Below are 18,499 nucleotides of genomic sequence, written 5' to 3'. Positions count from 1 at the left end.
TCCCCCAAGGGGTGTGTCGGTGGGCAGCTGATCAATAACCTTGACGGCGTTGCCCGTTCACGACCCTGGAGCGTCATGACGTCTGCCCCGTACGAGCCGGCCGCATCGCAAGCGCCGTCGCTGCCCGACATTCTCTCGCCCGCCTTCGCGGCCGATCCCTACGGGGCGTACCGGATCATGCGCGAGAGCGCGCCGCTGATCCGGCACGAGGCCACGAACAGTTACATCGTCTCCCGGTACGAGGACGTGGAGCGGGTGTTCAAGGACCGGGCGGGGGAGTTCACCACCGACAACTACGACTGGCAGATCGAACCCGTCCACGGCCGGACGATCCTCCAGCTCAGCGGTCGCGAGCACGCCGTCCGCCGGGCCCTGGTCGCCCCCGCCTTCCGGGGCACGGACCTCCAGGAGAAGTTCCTGCCGGTCATCGAGCGCAACGCAGGCGGGCTGATCGACGCCTTCCGGCACACCGGCGAGGCCGATCTCGTCTCCGCCTTCGCCACCCGCTTCCCGGTCCTCGTCATCGCCGACATGCTCGGCCTGGACCGGGCGGACCACGGACGTTTCCACGGCTGGTACACCACCGTCATCGCCTTCCTCGGCAATCTGGCGGGCGACCCGGAGGTGGCCGAGGCCGGCGAGCGGACCCGCCGGGAGTTCGCCGAGTACATGATCCCGGTCATCCGGCGGCGCCGGGACGAGCCGGGCGACGACCTGCTCTCCGCGCTCTGCGCCGCCGAGGTCGACGGGGTGCGGATGAGCGACGAGGACATCAAGGCCTTCTGCAGCCTGCTGCTCGCGGCGGGCGGCGAGACCACCGACAAGGCCATCGCCTCCGTCTTCGCCAATCTGCTCACCCACCCCGAGCAGCTCGCCGCCGTACGGGAGGACCGCGGTCTCATCGACCGGGCCTTCGCCGAGACCCTGCGCCACACCCCGCCGGTCCACATGATCATGCGCCAGACGGCGAAGGAGGTGGAGCTCAGCGGCGGGACGGTCCCGGCGGGGGCCACCGTCACCTGCCTGATCGGCTCCGCCAACCGTGACGAGTCGCGCTACCGCGAGCCCGACCGCTTCGACATCTTCCGCTCCGACCTGACCAGCACCACCGCCTTCTCGGCGGCCGCCGACCACCTGGCGTTCGCGCTCGGCAGGCACTTCTGCGTCGGAGCGCTGCTGGCCAGGGCGGAGGTGGAGACGGGGGTGAACCAACTGCTGGACGCGATGCCCGATCTGCGGCTCGCGGACGGTTTCACCCCCACCGAGCACGGCGTCTTCACCCGGGGCCCGCGCTCGCTGCCGGTGCGGTTCACCCCGGTCACCGGCTGAGACCGGGGCACTCGCGTGCGGGAAGGGCCGGCGGAACGCGGCGGTCAGCGGATGTGGCGACCGGAGATCGCCCGCGCGATGACCAGCCGCTGGATCTCGCTCGTACCCTCGAAGATCGTGTAGATCTTGGCGTCGCGGTACATCCGCTCGACCGGGTGATCCCGGCTGTACCCGGCGTCGCCGAGGATCTGGACGGCCTTCTCCGTCGCCGCCACGGCGAGTTCGCCCGCGCGCAGCTTGGACATGGAACCCTGCCCGGCGTCGAAGGTCCGGTCGTTGCGGGCCATCCAGGCCGGCATCGCCCCAGAACAGCTCCTCGTTGGCTATCCGGAGGGAGAGACCGGTGGGGTCGCCGTACATGTCCGCGAGGGATTCGAAGCCGTACAGCCCGATCCGGGCGGCTTCCTGGATGACGGGCCACGGGGTCTCTTCCCGTGCGTCCCACTCGGCCGCCGCCGGGCGGACGGCCTGGGCGGCGAAGCCGTGCACCCAGTCCCGCAGATCCTGCTGCTCCTCGGCGAGGGCGAGGGAGAAACAGCTCATGGGATCAGGCCTTCGGAATGTCGAAGTAGGCGCCGCCCCGTCGCAAGACGGATGCGGCGGAGGGTGTCACCAGGGGCTGCCGGGGCGCACCGCGAGCCGGGGGTGATGGGCGGCGAGGATCTTGTTGGCGCGGGCCAGCTCGGAGAGCGCCTGCTCGCGGTCGGCCCGGTCCTCGTCACAGAGCCGCGGGCCGCGGAACCTGCGCACCTCGCGCGCGGCGCAGTCGGCGTCGAATTCCGCCTGGAGGATGTGCGGCGGGATGCAGGATCCGATCAGAGCGGCGACCCGGTCCGGGATCGGCACGGGGACGAGGAGGTGTGAGGCGGTCATGGGGGGATCCCTCTCGGAATGGTCGGCCAGGAGGTGGTTCTCGGTTCGGCCGCCGGGTGCGGCGGCCGACTTCTCCATATGTACGGGACGCGGTTCCGGGTTTCTCGTTGAGAACGTCTCCGTGTGGCAACCGTTTGAGAGTGACCGTCTATTTCGCCTTACCCGTAAGTAAGTTGACTCGTGGTGAGGACCGTGATCCGGCCGAAAGCCGGCTCAGAGCGGTGTTTCGTCGCCACGGGCCCGCAGTTGGAGCGCCCGAAGCACGGCCTCGGTGGAGAACCGGCTCTCGGGAACGGTCAGTTGCTCGCCGAAGATGGACTCCAGATTGCGCATCCGGTAGCGGACCGTCTGCGGATGGACATCCAGCAACTCGCCCATGTGGGCCGCGGTGCCACGGGTGTCCAGCCAGATCCGCAGGGTCTCGACCAGCCGTTCCCGGCGGGTGGCGCTGATTCCGGAGATGGGGGCCAGTTCCCGCTGGGCGAGCTGGTCGACCAGTACCGGGTCGGAGAGCAGCCACAGGGTGATGAGGTGGTTCTCGCAGAGGATGACGGGTGCGTCGTCGATGATGTTCGTGTCGACGAGTTCGAGCACGCGCCGGGCCCAGCGGATCGAGTCCGAGGCCAGGGCGATGGGCACGGTCAGGCCGATCGCGGCGTGGGTGCCGAGGAGCGCCTCGTCCAGCATGCGTCTTCGGGCGTCGTCGAAAGCTCCGGGAACCAATAAGTGTGGTTGCGGTGCGCTGAGATCGGCCAGCAGATCGCGGTCGGCCACGGCCCGGTCCAGGGCGGCGGGGGAGCGGACGGCGACCAGGGTGACCTCGTCGGGCAGCGCCCATCCGGTCTGTTCGCACAGTTCGGCGATGGCGGTACGGGGCGAGGGGCGTCCGGCGAGGATCAGGTGCAGCAGACGCCGGCGCATGGCCTCGGTCTGTTCGCCGGTCTGCGACTGCACCTCCAGGAAGCCCTCCCGGGAGAGGGATTCGAGCTCGTCGATGTAGGTGAAGAGCGCGTCGGCGAAACTGAGCATGAGGGCCGGCGAGAAGTTGTGACTCCGGCCGACCTTCTTGGCCCGGCGCAGTGCTACCCGGGCCCCGAGGCGGTAGGCGCCCTGGAGCGTCTCCATCGTGCGGCCTTCGTACGCCTCGAAACGCCCGAAGCGGCGGCACATGTCGTCGCGCAGCGAGGTCGACGCGGACGGCTCGGCGACCAGGTCGACGAAGGAGGAGAGGCTCTGCTCCACGCCGACCCTGATGGCCTGTCCGTTGGGGCCGTCGAGCAGTCTGGCGTATTCCGGGTAGGCCCGGGTGACCTCGACGCCGATCTCCTTGATCAGGCTCGGCAGTTCGGGCCGCATGATGGCGGCGAATTCCTGGGGGAGCGGCCCCAGCGGATCCCCCGTGTCCAACGGCTGAATGAGTTCAGGCATGACAGTCCCCCCTGCTCTCCGGCGCCCGGTGGGGGGACAGGCGGTGGGGAAAGCGCTCCCACGAACCGACAGGTGCGTACCAAGTTCGCGATGAAGATAGACCAAGTCAGCGGTTGTGCCCACTACTTGGACAAGATCGAAGTGCAAGGGGCACATATCTCGGCCCCGTTGTGGTGCTTCGGTGCAGGTGGGACGCCAGTGCTCACTTCAGGACAATGTTTTTCGGACATCTGCTCCCCCGGCGACAAGAAAGTAACCGTGGGTAACGGATTCCGGCCGGGTGATCGGCGTGGATTCGTGCCGCTGGTGTTCGTCTTCCCGGAGTGCTGCGGCCGTGGCTGGACGCGGCCATTTTCCGCCTCTTGGGTCCGCGGAATTACAAGGGGAACATGCTATTCGGGGAAGGGGAATCCTCTGGGGCCGACGGGTAAATGTCAAAACCGGTCGGCCGGAATGGATAATTCGTCGGCGGCTCGCCGGTGGTGGCGTGTTCCGCGGTCCGGGGCGGTGTTCCGTGACGCCCTGCGGGGGTTGGGCCGCGCGGTGGACGCGGTGCGCCAGGGCGTCATTCGGCCGGGGTTCCGACGATCTTACCGGCGGGTACGTGGCCGGTCGGCGGGCCGGCCCGCCGCCGGTGACTGCGCCTGGGATGAGTGTCCGGCGGGGGCCGGGGCGCATGACACTGCCGTAACTACTCACTTTCGTATAGAAAATCGCGGCGATCTGCTGAGTTGTCGCTAAGGCGGAATGCTTTTGCCGAGAGGCGCGGGGATTTTCTGCGCCGGGTATTGCCGCGTTGGGCTACTGGCTCGTAACGTTCGATCCGCACGGAGTTCGATCACGCAGTCGAGTCCATCGACTTCTGCGTTCCACGATGTGAGCCGCCCTCGTGCCGAGCCCATTCCCAGGGCGTGGTGCGAGGTAATCGGGTACGTCCAACTCCACTTCCCGGAGGTAAGTTCCGTGAGAAACACCCTCAGACGAGCATTGTTCGCCACGACCGTCGCCGCAGCCGCGTTCGGCTTCGCCGCCACGTCGGCCTCGGCCACCGCCCTCGCGCAGTGGACCGTGGTCAACCCCAACGCGAACGGCACCTTCACGGCCCAGCTCAAGGCCGGCACGGTGGCGACCCTGGTCGACACCAACACCAGCCAGCAGGTGGACTGCTCGGTGGGTACCGCCAGTGGCACCGCTCCGAGCGGCACGTACTCCACCGGTGTCGGCATCGCGAAGATCACCGCCGCTGCCTGGGGATCCACGGCCAGCCCGTGCCCGGGACCGCTCGGCTCGAACTTCACGGCCTCACTCGCATCGGGTGCTGTCATCAGCATCGACGCGAGCAGCTACAGCGGTGGCATCACCTCGGGAAAGCTGTCCGGGGTCAAGGTCAACCTGACCGGTGACACCATCCTCGGCACCTGCAAGGCCGTGATCTCCGGGTCCGTGAGCAACGTGACGTACAACAACGCCACCGGTGAACTCGACATCAACACCGGCACCGGCCTGAAGGTCGACAGCGCCGTCAACTGCTCGGGGCTGCTCAACGCGGGTGACTCGGCGACGTTCGACGCGACGTACAAGGTCGCTGCGCCGCTCACCATCACCTCGCCGTAACCGGACCGGAGCCGGTGGCAAGGAAGGGCCGCGGAGCGGAGATCCACCTCCTCTCCGCGGCCCACCGTCGGCAGGTCCCATCGCAACACGCACGAGTGCCGAGCACCGAGACGACGGCAGGTAGGCCGAGATGAGAACAAGGACCACGGACCCGCGGCGCGCCGCGCGCATCGCCGCAGTCGGTGCGGTGACGCTCGTGGCGGGATTCATGCCGGGGACGGGAGCCGCGACCGACACCCGGACCGCCGAGGCGGACGTCGCCTACACCTGTGACCTTCCCTCCGGCGCGCAGCCGGTCGCGGTGCACATCGCGGCGGAGCTGCCGGTGACCACGAGCATCGGGACGGCGATCCGGCCCCGGGACGTGGCCCTCTCCTTCGAGCTCCCGCGTTCCGTGCTCTCCGCGTCGCCGGGGGCCGAACCGGTGGCCGTCTCGGGATCCGCGCGGATGCTGACCGAGGTCTCGCAGCGGGGCGAGTCGACGGAAGTGCCCTGGCAAGGGCTGGAGATCCCGGAGTTCCCCCTCCCCGCCACGGGCGACCTCTCGCTCCGGGCGACGGGCGAGGTTCCGACGATCACGCCGAGATCCAGCGGCGACGTGCTCTTCGCCCTGGGGCAGCTGGACGTGGGCCTCGCCCCGCGCGCCGCGGAGGGCGCCGGGGACGCGCCACCTCCGCTGGCCTTCTCGTGCAAGGCCGATCCGGACCAGAGCGCGGAACTGGCCAAGGTCACCGTTCCCCCGGAGAGCGGAACCACGCCGCCTTCCGGGGCCGCCCCCGAGCCGTCCGGGGGTACCATTCCCGACCGGTCCGGCGGTGCGAAGGCCGGACGGGCAGCGGATCCGCCGTCGGGGGGCGTGCAGCCACCCGCCGACTGCACGGTCATGACCGGTCCGCTCCCGCAGGTGCCCAAGCCGGCCCACGGCTACATGGCGGGATACTCCAACGTCAACAAACTGGCCGGGGCGATCAAGTTCAACGACCCCGGACATCTTCGCCTCAACCTGAACACGTCCGTCTCCTTCCTCAGATGCCCGACGGGCGTGAAGAGCTGGCTGACCACCGACGGCACGCTCGACCACAAGGGCAAGGCCCAGATGCCGCCGGCCGAGGCCACCTTCCTCACCTTCGGCTTCATGCCGACGACGGCGAAGGTGGAGCTGATCCTCGAAGGCAGGATCGACATCGGAACGCTGGGCGACTCGGCCCCCGACCCGGAGACCAAGAAGTACAAGGAGACGACGACCGCCATCGCTCCCATGCGCGCGCGCCTCTACGACGTGGAGGTCAACGGGGAGCCGCTGGACGTCGGCCCCAACTGCCGCAGTGCGAGCCCGATGACGCTGCAGCTGGTCGGCAAGGGGGCGTCCGGCGCGGGCGGGCCCGAGGGCTACACGGTGAAGACCGGGGGGCCGCTGACCGGCTACGCGGATGTGCCGCCTTTCACCGGATGCGGTGTCACGGAGGATCTCGACAACCTCTTCACCGCCTCGGTCTCCGGGAAGGGCAACTACACGAAAATGATGCAGTCCCCGCTGTGTGTCGAAGGCGTTCCGGCGAACTGTCCCGAGCCGCCGAAGCCCGAGCCCGAACGCTGAGAGCTGTTCCGCAAGCGCTGACTCCCGGATCCCCAGAAAGGCTGGACCAATCATGCGAGCTGCCCCGAAAAGTGTCAGACCCGCCCTCCTCGGCGCGCTGGTGGCGGTCGCCGTCGGCATTCCGCTGAGCACCTCGCCGGTGAGCGCCGCCTCCGCCCAGGAGATGAACGGCAACTGGGCGCCCTTCACCCGGTGTCCGGTCGACGACCCGGCCATGCTGGCCGCGGACGGCCAGACGAACATCGCGATCTGCGTGGCCTCGCACTCCGAGAGCGGCTCCATCAAGCTCGGCAACACCCTGGCGACGACCGGTGCCAACGACCTCCAGTTCGGCGTCGTGCGGAACACGGCGACGGGCGAGTCCAAGGTCGTGCCGCCCGCGGGCGGGGCGATCGTGGGAGCGCCGACGGAGATTCCCGGCGGTCTGCTCGGCCTCATGTGCCCGAGCGGGATCCCGGTGGTCACCGACATCTGCAAGCAGTTGACGGACAACAGCCTCAACCGGGTCGTCGCCACGGTGCAGTCGGCCGGCACGCCCAGGAACTTCGACGTGGCCGCAGGGATGCAGAGCGGGAAGACGATCGTCGACATCCCGGTCCGCATCCATCTGGAGAACCCCTTCCTGGGTTCGAAGTGCTTCATCGGGACCACCTCCGACCCGGTCGTGCTGCGCCCGCAGAACCTCACCCAGCCGGCCGTGGGCAGCAAGCGCTTCGACGCCAACGGCACGGCGAACACCGGCGGTCTGCTCAACCGCATCGAGCTGACCGGAAACGCGCAGGGTGACGCGGGCTTCGCCGTCCCCGGGGTGAGCGGCTGCGGACCCCTGACCCTCGGTGAGCTGAACTGGGCGGTCAACCTGAAGACGGCGCTGCCGTCGGCGGCCGGAAAGAACAACCTGGTGCTCAACAACGCGGCCACGTACACCGGGGGCCTGGCACTGCCCGGCGCGGCGGCTCCCGACGCCGGCCGGCTGCTTTCGGAGAGCTGGCACGCGGGAGTGGCGCGGTAGGTATCTCTCCGGTACCTCATTTCGCGGAGTACGGGGATCGGCGATGCCGCCCGCCCCGCCCGGCACATTCTTCCGGGCGCGGCGGGCGTTTGCATACCGGTGCACCGACGGACTCACTTATCGACAAGTGAGCGATGCGCAATACTCACTCGCTCACAAAAACAAAAGGGCCGCCGAATGGCGTGCAAAAAGTTTACGAACCGGTATTGCGGTGGCTGGTTACCGGGCCGTAGCGTCCCGTTGAGCAGCGGGAAAACGTATCCGCTGCTGCCTGTTCGGTACCTCTGGGGCCCCAGTGGCTCCGGTTCGCCGGCCGCGGGGCCCCGGTTCGTGGGCCGGAAACCTTGCGCAGATTTCGACAAAGCCCGCATCCGGCTTTGTCACTCGGTGACAAATGATCCACACCGAGAGACCGGTTCGTCGATTTCCGCTGTTCAACGGCTTGTCCTGGCGGTTTCGGCGGACATAGCGTGCGCCTCCTGGTGCATGTGTGACGAGCCGCCAACGCATTTCTGAGAGCCGGAGCGCTGACAGATGACTTCGTTCACAACAACTTCGAAGGAGGGCCGATGGGAATCGAAGTAGTCGTCGAGGGCCTCACGAAGTCCTTCGGCAAGCAGAACATCTGGCAGGACGTCACCCTCACGCTGCCCGCCGGCGAGGTGAGCGTGATGCTCGGGCCTTCCGGCACCGGAAAGACCGTCTTCCTGAAATCCATCATCGGTCTGCTGAAGCCGGAACAGGGGCGCGTCCTCATCAACGGCGTCGACATGGTGAACAGCCCGGAACGCGAGATCATGGAGACCCGTAAACTCTTCGGGCTCATGTTCCAGGACGGCGCGCTCTTCGGATCGATGTCGCTCTTCGACAACATCGCCTTCCCCTTGCGTGAACACACCCGCAAGAAGGAATCGGAGATCCGTCGGATCGTCATGGAGCGGATCGACATCGTCGGCCTGCTCGGCGCCGAGGACAAGCTGCCGGGCGAGATCTCCGGCGGAATGCGCAAGAGGGCCGGCCTGGCCCGCGCCCTGGTCCTGGACCCGCAGATCATCCTCTGTGACGAACCGGACTCCGGACTCGACCCGGTCCGCACCGCGTACATCTCCCAGCTGCTCATCGATCTCAACGCGCAGATCGACGCGACGATGCTGATCGTCACCCACAACCTCGACATCGCGGCCACCGTCCCGGACAACATGGGGATGCTCTTCTGCCGCAACCTCGTCACCTTCGGACCGCGAGAGGTGCTGCTCACCAGCGACATGCCGGTCGTCTCCCAGTTCCTCGCCGGACGCCGCGAAGGACCCATCGGGATGGCGGAGGAGAAGGACGCCGCCACCCTCGCCGAGGAGGAGATGAACGGCTACGGGGTCGGCATCAGCTCCGCCAACGCGCCGCGCACCGTCGTACCCCAGCTGGAGCCCTCGCCCGGCATGCCCGTCCGGCAGGCCGCGCTGCGCCGCCGGGAACGGGTCCTGTCGATGATGGGCCAGCTGCCCGAGGCCGCCCGCACGGCCATCATGAAGAGCTACACCCCGGCCATGGGCGGTGAACGCCTGTGACGGTCCCCATGCCGGTACTGCCCCCCGAGCCGCCGTCCACCGAGGCGGCCGGTGCGGAGGCGCCGAAGCGTCCGGCGGAAAAGCCGCCGAACCGGCTGCTCTCCCCGCTGCGCGAGACCGGGAAGCTGTTCTCCCTCGCCGCGACCGTGAGCCGGGAGGTCTTCCGACGGCCCTTCCAGGTAAGGGAGTTCATCGAGCAGTTCTGGTTCGTCGCCAGCGTCACCATCCTGCCCGCGGCACTCGTCTCGATCCCGTTCGGCGCGGTCATCGCCCTCCAGGTCGGCTCGCTGACCCAGCAGCTCGGCGCCCAGTCGTTCACCGGCGGCGCCAGCGTCCTCGCCGTCATCCAGCAGGCCAGCCCGATCATCGTGGCCCTGCTGATCTCCGGCGCCGCGGGCTCGGCCATCTGCGCGGACCTCGGATCGCGGAAGATCCGCGAGGAACTCGACGCGATGGAGGTCATGGGCGTCTCGCCCATCCAGCGCCTCGTCGTCCCCCGCGTCCTCGCGACCATGCTGGTGGCCGTGCTGCTGAACGGGCTCGTCTCCGTGGTCGGCACGCTCGGCGGCTACTTCTTCAACGTGATCCTCCAGCACGGCACCCCCGGCGCCTACCTGGCCAGCTTCTCCGCCCTCGCCCAGCTCCCCGACCTGTACATCAGCGAGGTCAAGGCGCTGATCTTCGGCTTCATCGCGGGCATCGTCGCCGCCTACCGGGGACTCAACCCGCGCGGCGGCCCCAAGGGCGTCGGCGACGCGGTCAACCAGTCCGTCGTCATCACCTTCATGCTGCTGTTCTTCGTGAACACGGTCCTCACGGCGATCTACCTCCAGATCGTCCCCGCGAAGGGGAGCTGACCGATGTCGATGCTCAGCTGGCTCGACCGATCCGGCGAACAACTCACCTTCTACGTACGTGCGTTGATCTGGGTTCCGCGAACCCTGCGGCGCTATCTGCGCGAGGTCCAGCGGCTGCTGGCCGAAGTGGCCTTCGGTAGCGGAGGTCTCGGTGTCATCGGCGGCACCATCGGCGTGATGGTCGCGATGACCCTGTTCACCGGCACCGTCGTCGGCCTCCAGGGATACGCGGCCCTCAACCAGATCGGCACCTCCGCCTTCACCGGCTTCATCTCCGCCTACTTCAACACCCGCGAGATCGCCCCGCTCGTCGCCGGACTCGCGCTCTCCGCGACCGTCGGCGCGGGCTTCACCGCCCAGCTCGGCGCGATGCGGATCAACGAGGAGGTCGACGCCCTGGAGGCGATGGGGGTGCGGTCCATGCCGTACCTCGTCTCCACCCGGATCATCGCCGGGGTCGTCGCGATCATCCCGCTGTACGCGATCGGGCTGCTCTCCTCGTACCTCGCGTCCCGCTACATCACCGTCCTGTTCAACGGGCAGTCCGCGGGCACGTACGACCACTACTTCAATCTCTTCCTCTCCCCGGACGACGTGCTGCTGTCGGTGCTCAAGGTGCTGATCTTCAGCGTGATGGTGATCCTCGCCCACTGCTACTACGGCTTCCACGCCACCGGCGGGCCCGCCGGAGTGGGGGTCGCGGTCGGCCGGTCGGTGCGCAACGCCATCGTGCTCATCAGCGTCACCGACTTCTTCCTCTCCCTCGCCATCTGGGGCGCGACCACGACGGTGAAGGTGGCCGGCTGATGAACTCCCACCGGACGCAGACCGTCCGCCGCAGACTCGCCGGAGTCACCTTCCTCCTCGTGCCCGCCGTGCTCGTCTGGGTCTCGGTCTCGGTGTACCGGAAGGACTTCACCGACGACGCGACCGTGACCGTACGCACCGCGAGCGTCGGCAACGAGATGCACGACAACGCCGATGTGAAGCTGCGCGGCGTCGTCGTCGGCCAGGTCCGCGACATCGCGGCCGACGGGGACGGGGCCCGGCTCACCCTGGCCATCGACCCCGGCAAGCTCGACCGGATCCCGGCCGACGTGACGGCCCAGATGCTGCCCACCACGCTCTTCGGGGAGCGCTTCGTCGCCCTCGTACCGCCCGAACTGCCCTCCACGCAGCCGCTGCGGGCCGGTTCCGTCATCCCGCAGGACCGTTCCAGCAACGCCATCGAGCTGGAGGAGGTCCTCGACAACGTCCTGCCACTGCTCACCGCGGTCAAGCCGGAGAAGCTCGCCGCCACCCTCGGCGCGGTCTCCCAGGCCCTCGAAGGACGCGGCGAGAAGCTCGGCGACACCCTCGCCACGCTCGACGCCCACCTGGCGAAGTTCAACCCCCAACTCCCCACGCTCAACGCCGACATCAAGGAACTCGTCAAGGTGAGCAAGGTGTACGGGGACGCCGCGCCGGATGTGCTCGACGCACTCACCGACTTCACCACCACCAGCGGCACCATCGCCGAACAGCAGGCACAGCTCGCCGGGCTGTACGGGTCCACGACCGCCTCCGCCCAGGACCTCACCTCGTTCCTGCGGGAGAACAAGGACAACCTGATCCGGCTCTCCGCCGAGAGCAGGCCGACGCTGGAACTGCTGGCGAAGTACTCCGCCGAATTCCCCTGCACCCTGCGCACCATGGCCGGTTTCGTCCCGGCCATGGACAAGGCGCTCGGCAAGGGCACCGACAAGCCCGGACTCCACGTCACCGTCAAGCCCGTGAAGTCCAAGGGCAAGTACCTGCCCGGAAAGGACACCCCGGTCTACGGCGCGACCGGCGGACCGCACTGCTACTCCGTGCCGTACGTGGGCAGGGCCGTACCGACCGCGGACACCCGCTCGGCGACGCCGGTCACCGCACCCGCCGGCGAACCGGCCGGCGCCGCGCCGTCGGAACCGAAGTCCGGTCTCGGCATGCCCAACTCCCCGCAGGAGAGCCGGCTCGTCAACGAGCTGGTCGCTCCCTCACTGAAAGTCCAGCCGCAGACCCTGCCCGACTGGAGCAGCGTGCTCATCGGTCCGGCCTTCCGCGGTGCGGAGGTGAAGCTCAAGTGAAGCGCCGCTCTCTCGCCGCTCCGCTCACGAAGTCCATCGTCTTCATCCTGGTGACCGCGCTGGCCACCACCGTGCTGGCGCTCTCCATCGCCAACACGAGCGTCGGCGACACCACCACGTACAAGGCCAGGTTCACCGACGCCACCGGACTGGTCGTCGGCGACAGCGTCCGGATCGCCGGGGTCAAGGTCGGACAGGTCGAATCCATCCGGGTGGCCGACAAGAGGCTCGCCGAGGTCGGCTTCGCCGTCCGCAAGGGGCGCAAGCTCCCCGCGTCGGTGACCGCCTCGATCAAGTACCTCAACATGGTCGGCCAGCGCTACATCGACCTCGACCAGGGGGCCGGGCCGGTCGGCCGGAGCTTCGCGGCCGGAGCGACCATCCCGGTCTCCCGCACCACCCCGGCGCTCGACCTCACCCAGCTCTTCAACGGCTTCCAGCCACTCTTCGAAGGGCTCTCCCCGCCCGACGTCAACCAGCTGGCCGGCTCCATCGTCCAGGTGCTCCAGGGCGAGGGCGGCACCGTGGACAGCATCCTCTCGCACGTCGGTTCGCTGACCGGTACGGTCGCCGCCAAGGACAAGGTGATCGGCGAGGTGATCAAGAACCTCAACACGGTCCTGAAGACCGTCAACGACCGCGAGGCCGGATTCGACGACCTGGTCGTCACCCTGCAGAAGCTCGTCACCGGATTCGCCGGCGACCGCAAGCCGCTCGGCCAGGCGGTCACCGCCATGGGCGCGCTCACCACCGTCACCGCGGACCTCCTCGAAGACGGCCGGGCGCCCCTCAAGAGCGACATCAAGCAACTCGGGCGCCTTTCCGACCAGTTGGGCAAGGGCACCCCGCAGATCGAGAACTTCCTGCAGAAGACCCCGGCCAAGATGGCGGCGATCAGCAGGCTCACCTCGTACGGCTCATGGCTCAACCTCTACCTCTGCGAGGCCAAGGTCAGCGGAGTGACGACCGAGGACGGCAGTGCCCCGCCCACCGGCATCGAGGTCAGGAAGCCGAGGTGCCAGTCATGAGGATCAAACCCGTACGGGAACGCAACCCCGTCGCCGTGGCCGTCGTCGGACTGCTCGTCCTCGCCCTCGTCGGCCTGGGCGCCTACCGCGTCGACTCACTGCCCTTCATCGGCGGCGGCACCACCTACAGCGCCGACTTCACCGAGTCCGCCGGACTGAGCGAGGGCGACGAGGTACGCGTCGCCGGAGTGAAGGTCGGCGAGGTCACCGGAGTCTCGCTCGACGGTCCCAAGGTGAAGGTCAGCTTCAAGGTCAAGGACGTCTGGATCGGCAACTCCTCCACCGTGGGCATCGCCATCAAGACCCTGCTCGGCGAGAAGTACCTCGCCGTCGACCCGCTGGGCAACGCCCCGCAGGACCCGGACGAGCGCATCCGGGCGAGCCGCACCACCTCCCCGTACGACGTCACCCAGGCGTTCAACGGACTCGGCGAGACCATCGGCGAGATCGACACCGCACAGCTCGCCAAGAGCTTCGAGACGATCTCCGCCACCTTCAAGGACTCCCCGCCCGACGTGAAGAGCGCGGCCGAGGGGCTCTCCGCCCTCTCGAAGACCGTCTCCGAACGGGACGCCGAACTCGCCACCCTCCTCAAGGGCAGCAAGCAGCTCACCAAGACGCTCGCCGGCAAGAAGAGCAGCTTCGAGATCCTGCTGAAGGACGGCAATCTGCTCCTCGGCGAGATCCAGGCCCGCCGCGACTCCATCCACCTGCTGCTCACCGGCACCCGGAACCTGGGCACCCAGCTCACCGGCCTCGTCAAGGACAACAACAAGCAGCTGAAGCCCACCCTGGACTCGCTCGGCCGGGTCACCGCCGTACTGGTGAAGAACCGCAAGAGCCTCGACAAGGTGCTCTCGCTGGCCGGCTCGTACAGCCGGCTCGTCGGCAACACCCTCGGCAGCGGCCGCTGGTTCGACAACTACGTCTGCGGAGTCGTCCCGAAGGAGTACGTGCCCGCGGGCACCCCCGCCGGGGCCGAGTGCAAGCCACCCAAGCAGCAAGGCGGCCGCTGACATGAGAATGAAGCGCATCGTCGGCATCGGCGCCGGACTCGCCGTGGTGGCCGTCGCGGCCACCACCGGCGTGATGGCCATGGACGACGAGGGAACGACCACCGTCACCGCCTACTTCGACCAGGCCACCGGCGTCTACGCCGGATCCGACCTGCGGATCCTCGGCGTCAGGGTCGGCCGGGTCGAATCGGTCACGCCCCGGGGCAAGGAGGTCAAGGTGATCCTGCGCGTCGACAAGGGCGTCAAGGTCCCCAAGGCCGCGCACGCCGTGGTCGTCGCCCCCAGCCTCGTCGCCGACCGCTACGTCCAGCTCGCCCCCGCCTACGACGGCGGACCGGAGCTCGCGGAGGGCGCCGTACTGCCGGCCGCGAACAACGCCACCCCCGTCGAGGTGGACCAGCTGTACGACTCCATCACCGAGCTCTCCAAGGCCCTGGGCCCGGAGGGAGCCAACGCCGACGGCGCGCTCTCCGGACTCCTGGACACCGGGGCCAAGAACCTCGACGGCAACGGAAAGGCCATCGGGGACTCCATCGAGCAGTTCGGCAAGGCCACCAAGACCCTCGACAGAAGCAGCGGCAACCTCTTCGCCACGCTGTCCTACCTCCAGACCTTCACCACCATGCTGAAGGACAACGACGGCAATGTGCGGGCCGCCGAACAGCAGCTCAACTCGGTCACCGGCTTCCTCGCCGACGACAAGGAGAACCTCGGCGCGGCGCTGAAGGAACTCGGCACCGCACTCGGCCAGGTCAAGGGCTTCATCCAGAAGAACCGCGGCGCCCTGAAGGCGAACGTCGACGCCCTGGTGCCGCTCACCCAGACCCTGGTGGACCAGCGGGCCTCGCTCGCCGAGTCGATGGACACGCTGCCGCTCGCCGCGGGCAACGTCGTCAACGCCTACGACCCGGTCAACCGCACCCTCAACGGACGCACCAACCTCAACGAGCTCTCCATGGGACCGCTCACCGAGGCGAGCGGACTCGCCGGCCTCACCCCCGTGGACAGCGCACGCCGCAAGGCGCTGCCCACCCTGCCGCTCCCCGCCGTCGGCACCGTCTACGGCACCCCGGCGAAGACCGTCACGGAAAAGAAGGGGGCGAACCGATGAACCGTGCGCTGCGCAGACCCGGGCCCCGCACGACCGGCATCGCCGCGGTGCTGGCCGTGGGCGTCGGCCTGGCCCTCGTCGTGACCTCCTCCGGCCTGCCGTCGTTCACCGGGATCGACCAGGTGCCGCTGCCCGGCGGCGCCGACCTCGGCGACCACCCGTACGAGATCACCGCGGAATTCGCCGACGTGCTCAGCCTCGCCCCGCAGGCATCGGTCAAGGTCAACGATGTCGCCGTCGGCCGGGTCACCAAGGTCTCCCTGGGCTCCGGCAGCTGGAACGCCAAGGTCACCATGCGCGTCAACGGCAAGGTCGAACTGCCCGCCAACGCCTACGCCCACCTGGAACAGTCCAGCCTCCTCGGCGAGAAGTACATCCAGCTCGCCGCCCCGGCACGCGGCACCGCACAGGGCAGGCTCGCCGACGGAGACCGCATCCCGCTGACCCGGACCAACCGGAACCCCGAGGTGGAAGAGGTCTTCGGCGCCCTGTCGATGCTCCTCAACGGCGGTGGCGTCAACCAGCTCAAGACCATCACCACCGAACTCAACAAGGCACTCGCCGGACGCGAACCCCAGATCCGCTCCATGCTCGGCCGGGTCAACACCCTCGTCACCGACCTGGACGACCACAAGAAGGACATCACCGACGCCCTCGACGGGGTGAACCGGCTCTCCGCCACCCTCGCCACCCGCAAACAGGACGTCGGCACGGTCCTCACCGGGCTGAGCCCCGGCCTGAAGGTCCTGGAGAAGCAGCGCGGCTCGCTCCTGACCATGCTGCGCTCGCTCGACACCCTCTCCACCGTGGCCGTCGACACGGTCAACAAGAGCAAGGCCGACATGATCGCCGACCTCAAGGCCCTCGCCCCCAGCCTCAAGGCGCTCGCCGACTCCGGCCGCGACCTGCCCGACTCCCTCCAGGTGCTGCTCACCTACCCGTTCACGGACGAGGTGCTGCGCGGGGTGAAGGGCGACTACCTCAACGTCTACCTGGATGTGACGGCCATGCCCGGCACACAGATCGTCCCGCCGATCGTCCCGGCGGTCCCGCCGCGGACCGGGACCGGGACCGGCACAACCGGGACCGGGACCGGCACAACCAGCCGGGCGCTGCCGCTGCCCCTCCCCGCGGTACCGACGGCGGGCACGAACGGGAGCAGCCGATGATCACCCTCGCCATCCGGCTCAAGAACATCTCCTTCCTGATCATCGCGGTGCTCGTACTCGGCTACCTCGGAGTGCGCTACGCCGACCTCGGCCACTACATCGGCCTGCGCAGCTACTACACCGTCAAGGTCCAACTCCCGCGCACCGGAGGGCTGTACACCCACTCCAACGTCACCTACCGCGGTGTCTCGGTGGGCCGGGTCGGGCCGATCGAGCTCACCGACGACGGGGTAGAGGCCGAACTGCGCATCGAGAAGGACGCCCCGAAGATCCCCGACGGGCTCAAGGCCGTGGTCGCCAGTCTCTCCGCGGTCGGCGAGCAGTACGTCGACCTGCGGCCCACCCGCACCGAGGGCCCGTACCTGGCGAACGGCTCCGTCATCGACCAGGCCGACACCACCGTCCCCGCCCCCGTCACCAACGTCCTCACCAGCGTCAACGACCTGGCCGGCTCGGTCGACCTGGAATCCCTGCGCACGGTCGTCGACGAGTTCGGCACCGCGTTCGAGGGACGCGGCGACGACCTCCAGGTACTGCTGGACACCGGGAGCGAGTTCGTACAGGCGGCCGACGACGCCCTGCCCGTCAACACCCGGCTGATGGCCGACGGCCGGACCGTACTGCGCACCCAGGCCGAACAGGGCGAAGCACTCAAGGGCTTCGCATCCGGCGCCAAGGAACTGGCCGCACAGCTCAAGGGATCCGACACCGATCTGCGCAAGCTGATCGCGGTCGCCCCCGACGCGACCGGACAGATCAGCGGACTGCTGCGGGATCTCGACCCGAGCTTCGGCGTCGTCGTCGCCAACCTCCTCACCACCTCCGAGGTCGCCGTCACCCGCCAGCGCGGCATCGAGGAACTCCTGGTGAAACTCCCCGCGGTGGCCGCCGCCGGATCCAGCGCGATCGACGAGAAGGGCGCCCGGTTCGGCATGTCGGTCACCTTCTTCGAACCCCTGCCCTGCACCGCCGGATACGGCGGCACCGTCTACCGCAGCGGCCTGGACACCTCGGCCGGCCCGTCCGTCAACACCAAGGCCCGCTGCACCTCCTCGCCCGGCACCGGCATCAACGTCCGCGGCAGCGCCAACGCGCCGGAGGGCGGCGCCGTGCCCGAGCCCGCCCGGCCCGGCTCGATGCTGCTGGGGAACGGATCCGAGAAGCGGCTCCCGGGGGCGCTCGGTGTCACCGGCCGGGCCCCGGCCGCCGACGACGGCATGGCCGGACTGCTCGGACTCGGACAGGAAGGCGGCCGATGACGCCCCGGACCAGGACCCTGACCGGCTGGGCGGCGCTGCTCGCCGCGGTACTGATCTGCGCCCTCGGCGGCTGGTCGTACGCCCAGGCGCGCGGCGACGACAGCCTGGCGTACGCGAAGAGCCGCGATGCCGCGCTGGCCGACGGCAAGCACCACCTGGCCCGGCTGAACAGCCTCGACGCCAAGGACGCCCGGACCGTGGACGCCGGGCTCGGCGCCTGGCTCGACTCCTCGACCGGTCCGCTCCACGACCAGCTCGCACGCACCCGGAGCAAGGACGCGAAGGAGCTGACCAAGTCCGGTGCCACCGCACGCGGGAAGGTCACCGACGCGGCGCTCACCGCGCTCGACGAGCGGACCGGGACGGCGGAGCTGATCGCGACCGTCGATGTCGAGGTCACCCCGCGCACCGGAAGGAGCGGCACCGAACGCAAGCGCTTCGAGGCCACACTGTCCCGGACCGCGGACGGCTGGAAGGTCAAGGCGCTCACCGCGATCCCGGTCGGGAGCGGCGCATGAAACAGCGGGGAGGTT

At 68.8% G+C, this 18,499-nt stretch carries 16 protein-coding genes and 1 pseudogene; 14 read left to right on the top strand and 3 right to left on the bottom strand.

Features of this window, described 5'->3' with window-relative positions:
* Positions 1 to 75: 75 nt before the first annotated feature.
* On the top strand, positions 76 to 1,329 hold the full coding sequence (locus tag EES42_RS26270; protein ID WP_124720711.1) for a cytochrome P450: 1,254 nt from the start codon (positions 76 to 78) through the stop codon (positions 1,327 to 1,329).
* 44 nt (positions 1,330 to 1,373) lie between these two features.
* Here EES42_RS26270 and EES42_RS26265 read toward each other — a convergent pair.
* From EES42_RS26265 to EES42_RS26255, 3 genes and pseudogenes are all read right to left on the bottom strand, one after another.
* Positions 1,374 to 1,872, bottom strand: a pseudogene (locus EES42_RS26265) (acyl-CoA dehydrogenase family protein).
* A 66-nt stretch (positions 1,873 to 1,938) separates the two neighbouring features.
* Positions 1,939 to 2,202: a hypothetical protein gene (locus tag EES42_RS26260; RefSeq protein WP_124720710.1), complete on the bottom strand. Its 264-nt coding sequence runs from the start codon at positions 2,200 to 2,202 to the stop codon at positions 1,939 to 1,941.
* Between the two features lie 213 nt (positions 2,203 to 2,415).
* Positions 2,416 to 3,630 carry a helix-turn-helix domain-containing protein gene (locus tag EES42_RS26255; RefSeq protein WP_124720709.1) on the bottom strand — a complete coding sequence of 405 codons (1,215 nt, stop codon included), beginning with the start codon at positions 3,628 to 3,630 and terminating at the stop codon, positions 2,416 to 2,418.
* A 963-nt stretch (positions 3,631 to 4,593) separates the two neighbouring features.
* Between EES42_RS26255 and EES42_RS26250 the strand changes: the two genes are divergently transcribed.
* From EES42_RS26250 to EES42_RS26190, 13 genes are all read left to right on the top strand, one after another.
* Entirely contained in the window at positions 4,594 to 5,244 is a 651-nt protein-coding gene (locus EES42_RS26250) for a hypothetical protein (protein WP_124720708.1), read from the top strand.
* A gap of 130 nt (positions 5,245 to 5,374) precedes the next feature.
* A complete protein-coding gene (locus EES42_RS26245) occupies positions 5,375 to 6,841 on the top strand; it encodes a DUF6801 domain-containing protein (protein ID WP_124720707.1) in 1,467 nt (488 codons plus the stop codon).
* A 52-nt stretch (positions 6,842 to 6,893) separates the two neighbouring features.
* Positions 6,894 to 7,853 carry a hypothetical protein gene (locus tag EES42_RS26240; RefSeq protein ID WP_164495321.1) on the top strand — a complete coding sequence of 320 codons (960 nt, stop codon included), beginning with the start codon at positions 6,894 to 6,896 and terminating at the stop codon, positions 7,851 to 7,853.
* 569 nt (positions 7,854 to 8,422) lie between these two features.
* Positions 8,423 to 9,418 (top strand): ABC transporter ATP-binding protein, encoded by a 996-nt coding sequence (locus EES42_RS26235; protein ID WP_124720706.1) that lies wholly within the window; start codon positions 8,423 to 8,425, stop codon positions 9,416 to 9,418.
* On the top strand, positions 9,415 to 10,275 hold the full coding sequence (locus tag EES42_RS26230; RefSeq protein ID WP_124720705.1) for an MlaE family ABC transporter permease: 861 nt from the start codon (positions 9,415 to 9,417) through the stop codon (positions 10,273 to 10,275). Before EES42_RS26235 ends, EES42_RS26230 begins: the two co-directional genes overlap by 4 nt.
* Positions 10,276 to 10,278: 3 nt before the next feature.
* Entirely contained in the window at positions 10,279 to 11,082 is an 804-nt protein-coding gene (locus EES42_RS26225) for an MlaE family ABC transporter permease (protein WP_072485014.1), read from the top strand.
* The gene (locus tag EES42_RS26220) at positions 11,082 to 12,383 is read left to right on the top strand and encodes an MCE family protein (protein WP_124720704.1); all 1,302 of its coding nucleotides are present in this window, start codon (positions 11,082 to 11,084) and stop codon (positions 12,381 to 12,383) included. The genes EES42_RS26225 and EES42_RS26220 overlap by 1 nt, the downstream gene beginning before the upstream one ends.
* Positions 12,380 to 13,411 carry an MCE family protein gene (locus tag EES42_RS26215; RefSeq protein ID WP_124720703.1) on the top strand — a complete coding sequence of 344 codons (1,032 nt, stop codon included), beginning with the start codon at positions 12,380 to 12,382 and terminating at the stop codon, positions 13,409 to 13,411. The genes EES42_RS26220 and EES42_RS26215 overlap by 4 nt, the downstream gene beginning before the upstream one ends.
* Complete coding sequence (locus EES42_RS26210) at positions 13,408 to 14,427, top strand: MCE family protein (RefSeq protein ID WP_124720702.1); 1,020 nt, start codon at positions 13,408 to 13,410, stop codon at positions 14,425 to 14,427. Before EES42_RS26215 ends, EES42_RS26210 begins: the two co-directional genes overlap by 4 nt.
* Position 14,428: 1 nt before the next feature.
* Positions 14,429 to 15,538: an MCE family protein gene (locus EES42_RS26205; protein ID WP_124720701.1), complete on the top strand. Its 1,110-nt coding sequence runs from the start codon at positions 14,429 to 14,431 to the stop codon at positions 15,536 to 15,538.
* Positions 15,535 to 16,707 (top strand): MCE family protein, encoded by a 1,173-nt coding sequence (locus tag EES42_RS26200; protein ID WP_124720700.1) that lies wholly within the window; start codon positions 15,535 to 15,537, stop codon positions 16,705 to 16,707. Before EES42_RS26205 ends, EES42_RS26200 begins: the two co-directional genes overlap by 4 nt.
* Positions 16,704 to 17,966, top strand: coding sequence for an MCE family protein (locus EES42_RS26195; protein ID WP_124720699.1), 1,263 nt, complete (start codon positions 16,704 to 16,706; stop codon positions 17,964 to 17,966). The genes EES42_RS26200 and EES42_RS26195 overlap by 4 nt, the downstream gene beginning before the upstream one ends.
* On the top strand, positions 17,963 to 18,484 hold the full coding sequence (locus EES42_RS26190) for a hypothetical protein (RefSeq protein WP_124720698.1): 522 nt from the start codon (positions 17,963 to 17,965) through the stop codon (positions 18,482 to 18,484). Before EES42_RS26195 ends, EES42_RS26190 begins: the two co-directional genes overlap by 4 nt.
* Positions 18,485 to 18,499: the final 15 nt, after the last annotated feature.

Source organism: Streptomyces sp. ADI95-17 (genome assembly GCF_003846175.1).
Lineage (GTDB): Bacteria > Actinomycetota > Actinomycetes > Streptomycetales > Streptomycetaceae > Streptomyces > Streptomyces sanglieri.
The sequence above is the reverse complement of the archived record's forward strand: the minus strand, read 5'-3'. Positions and strand labels throughout refer to the sequence as shown.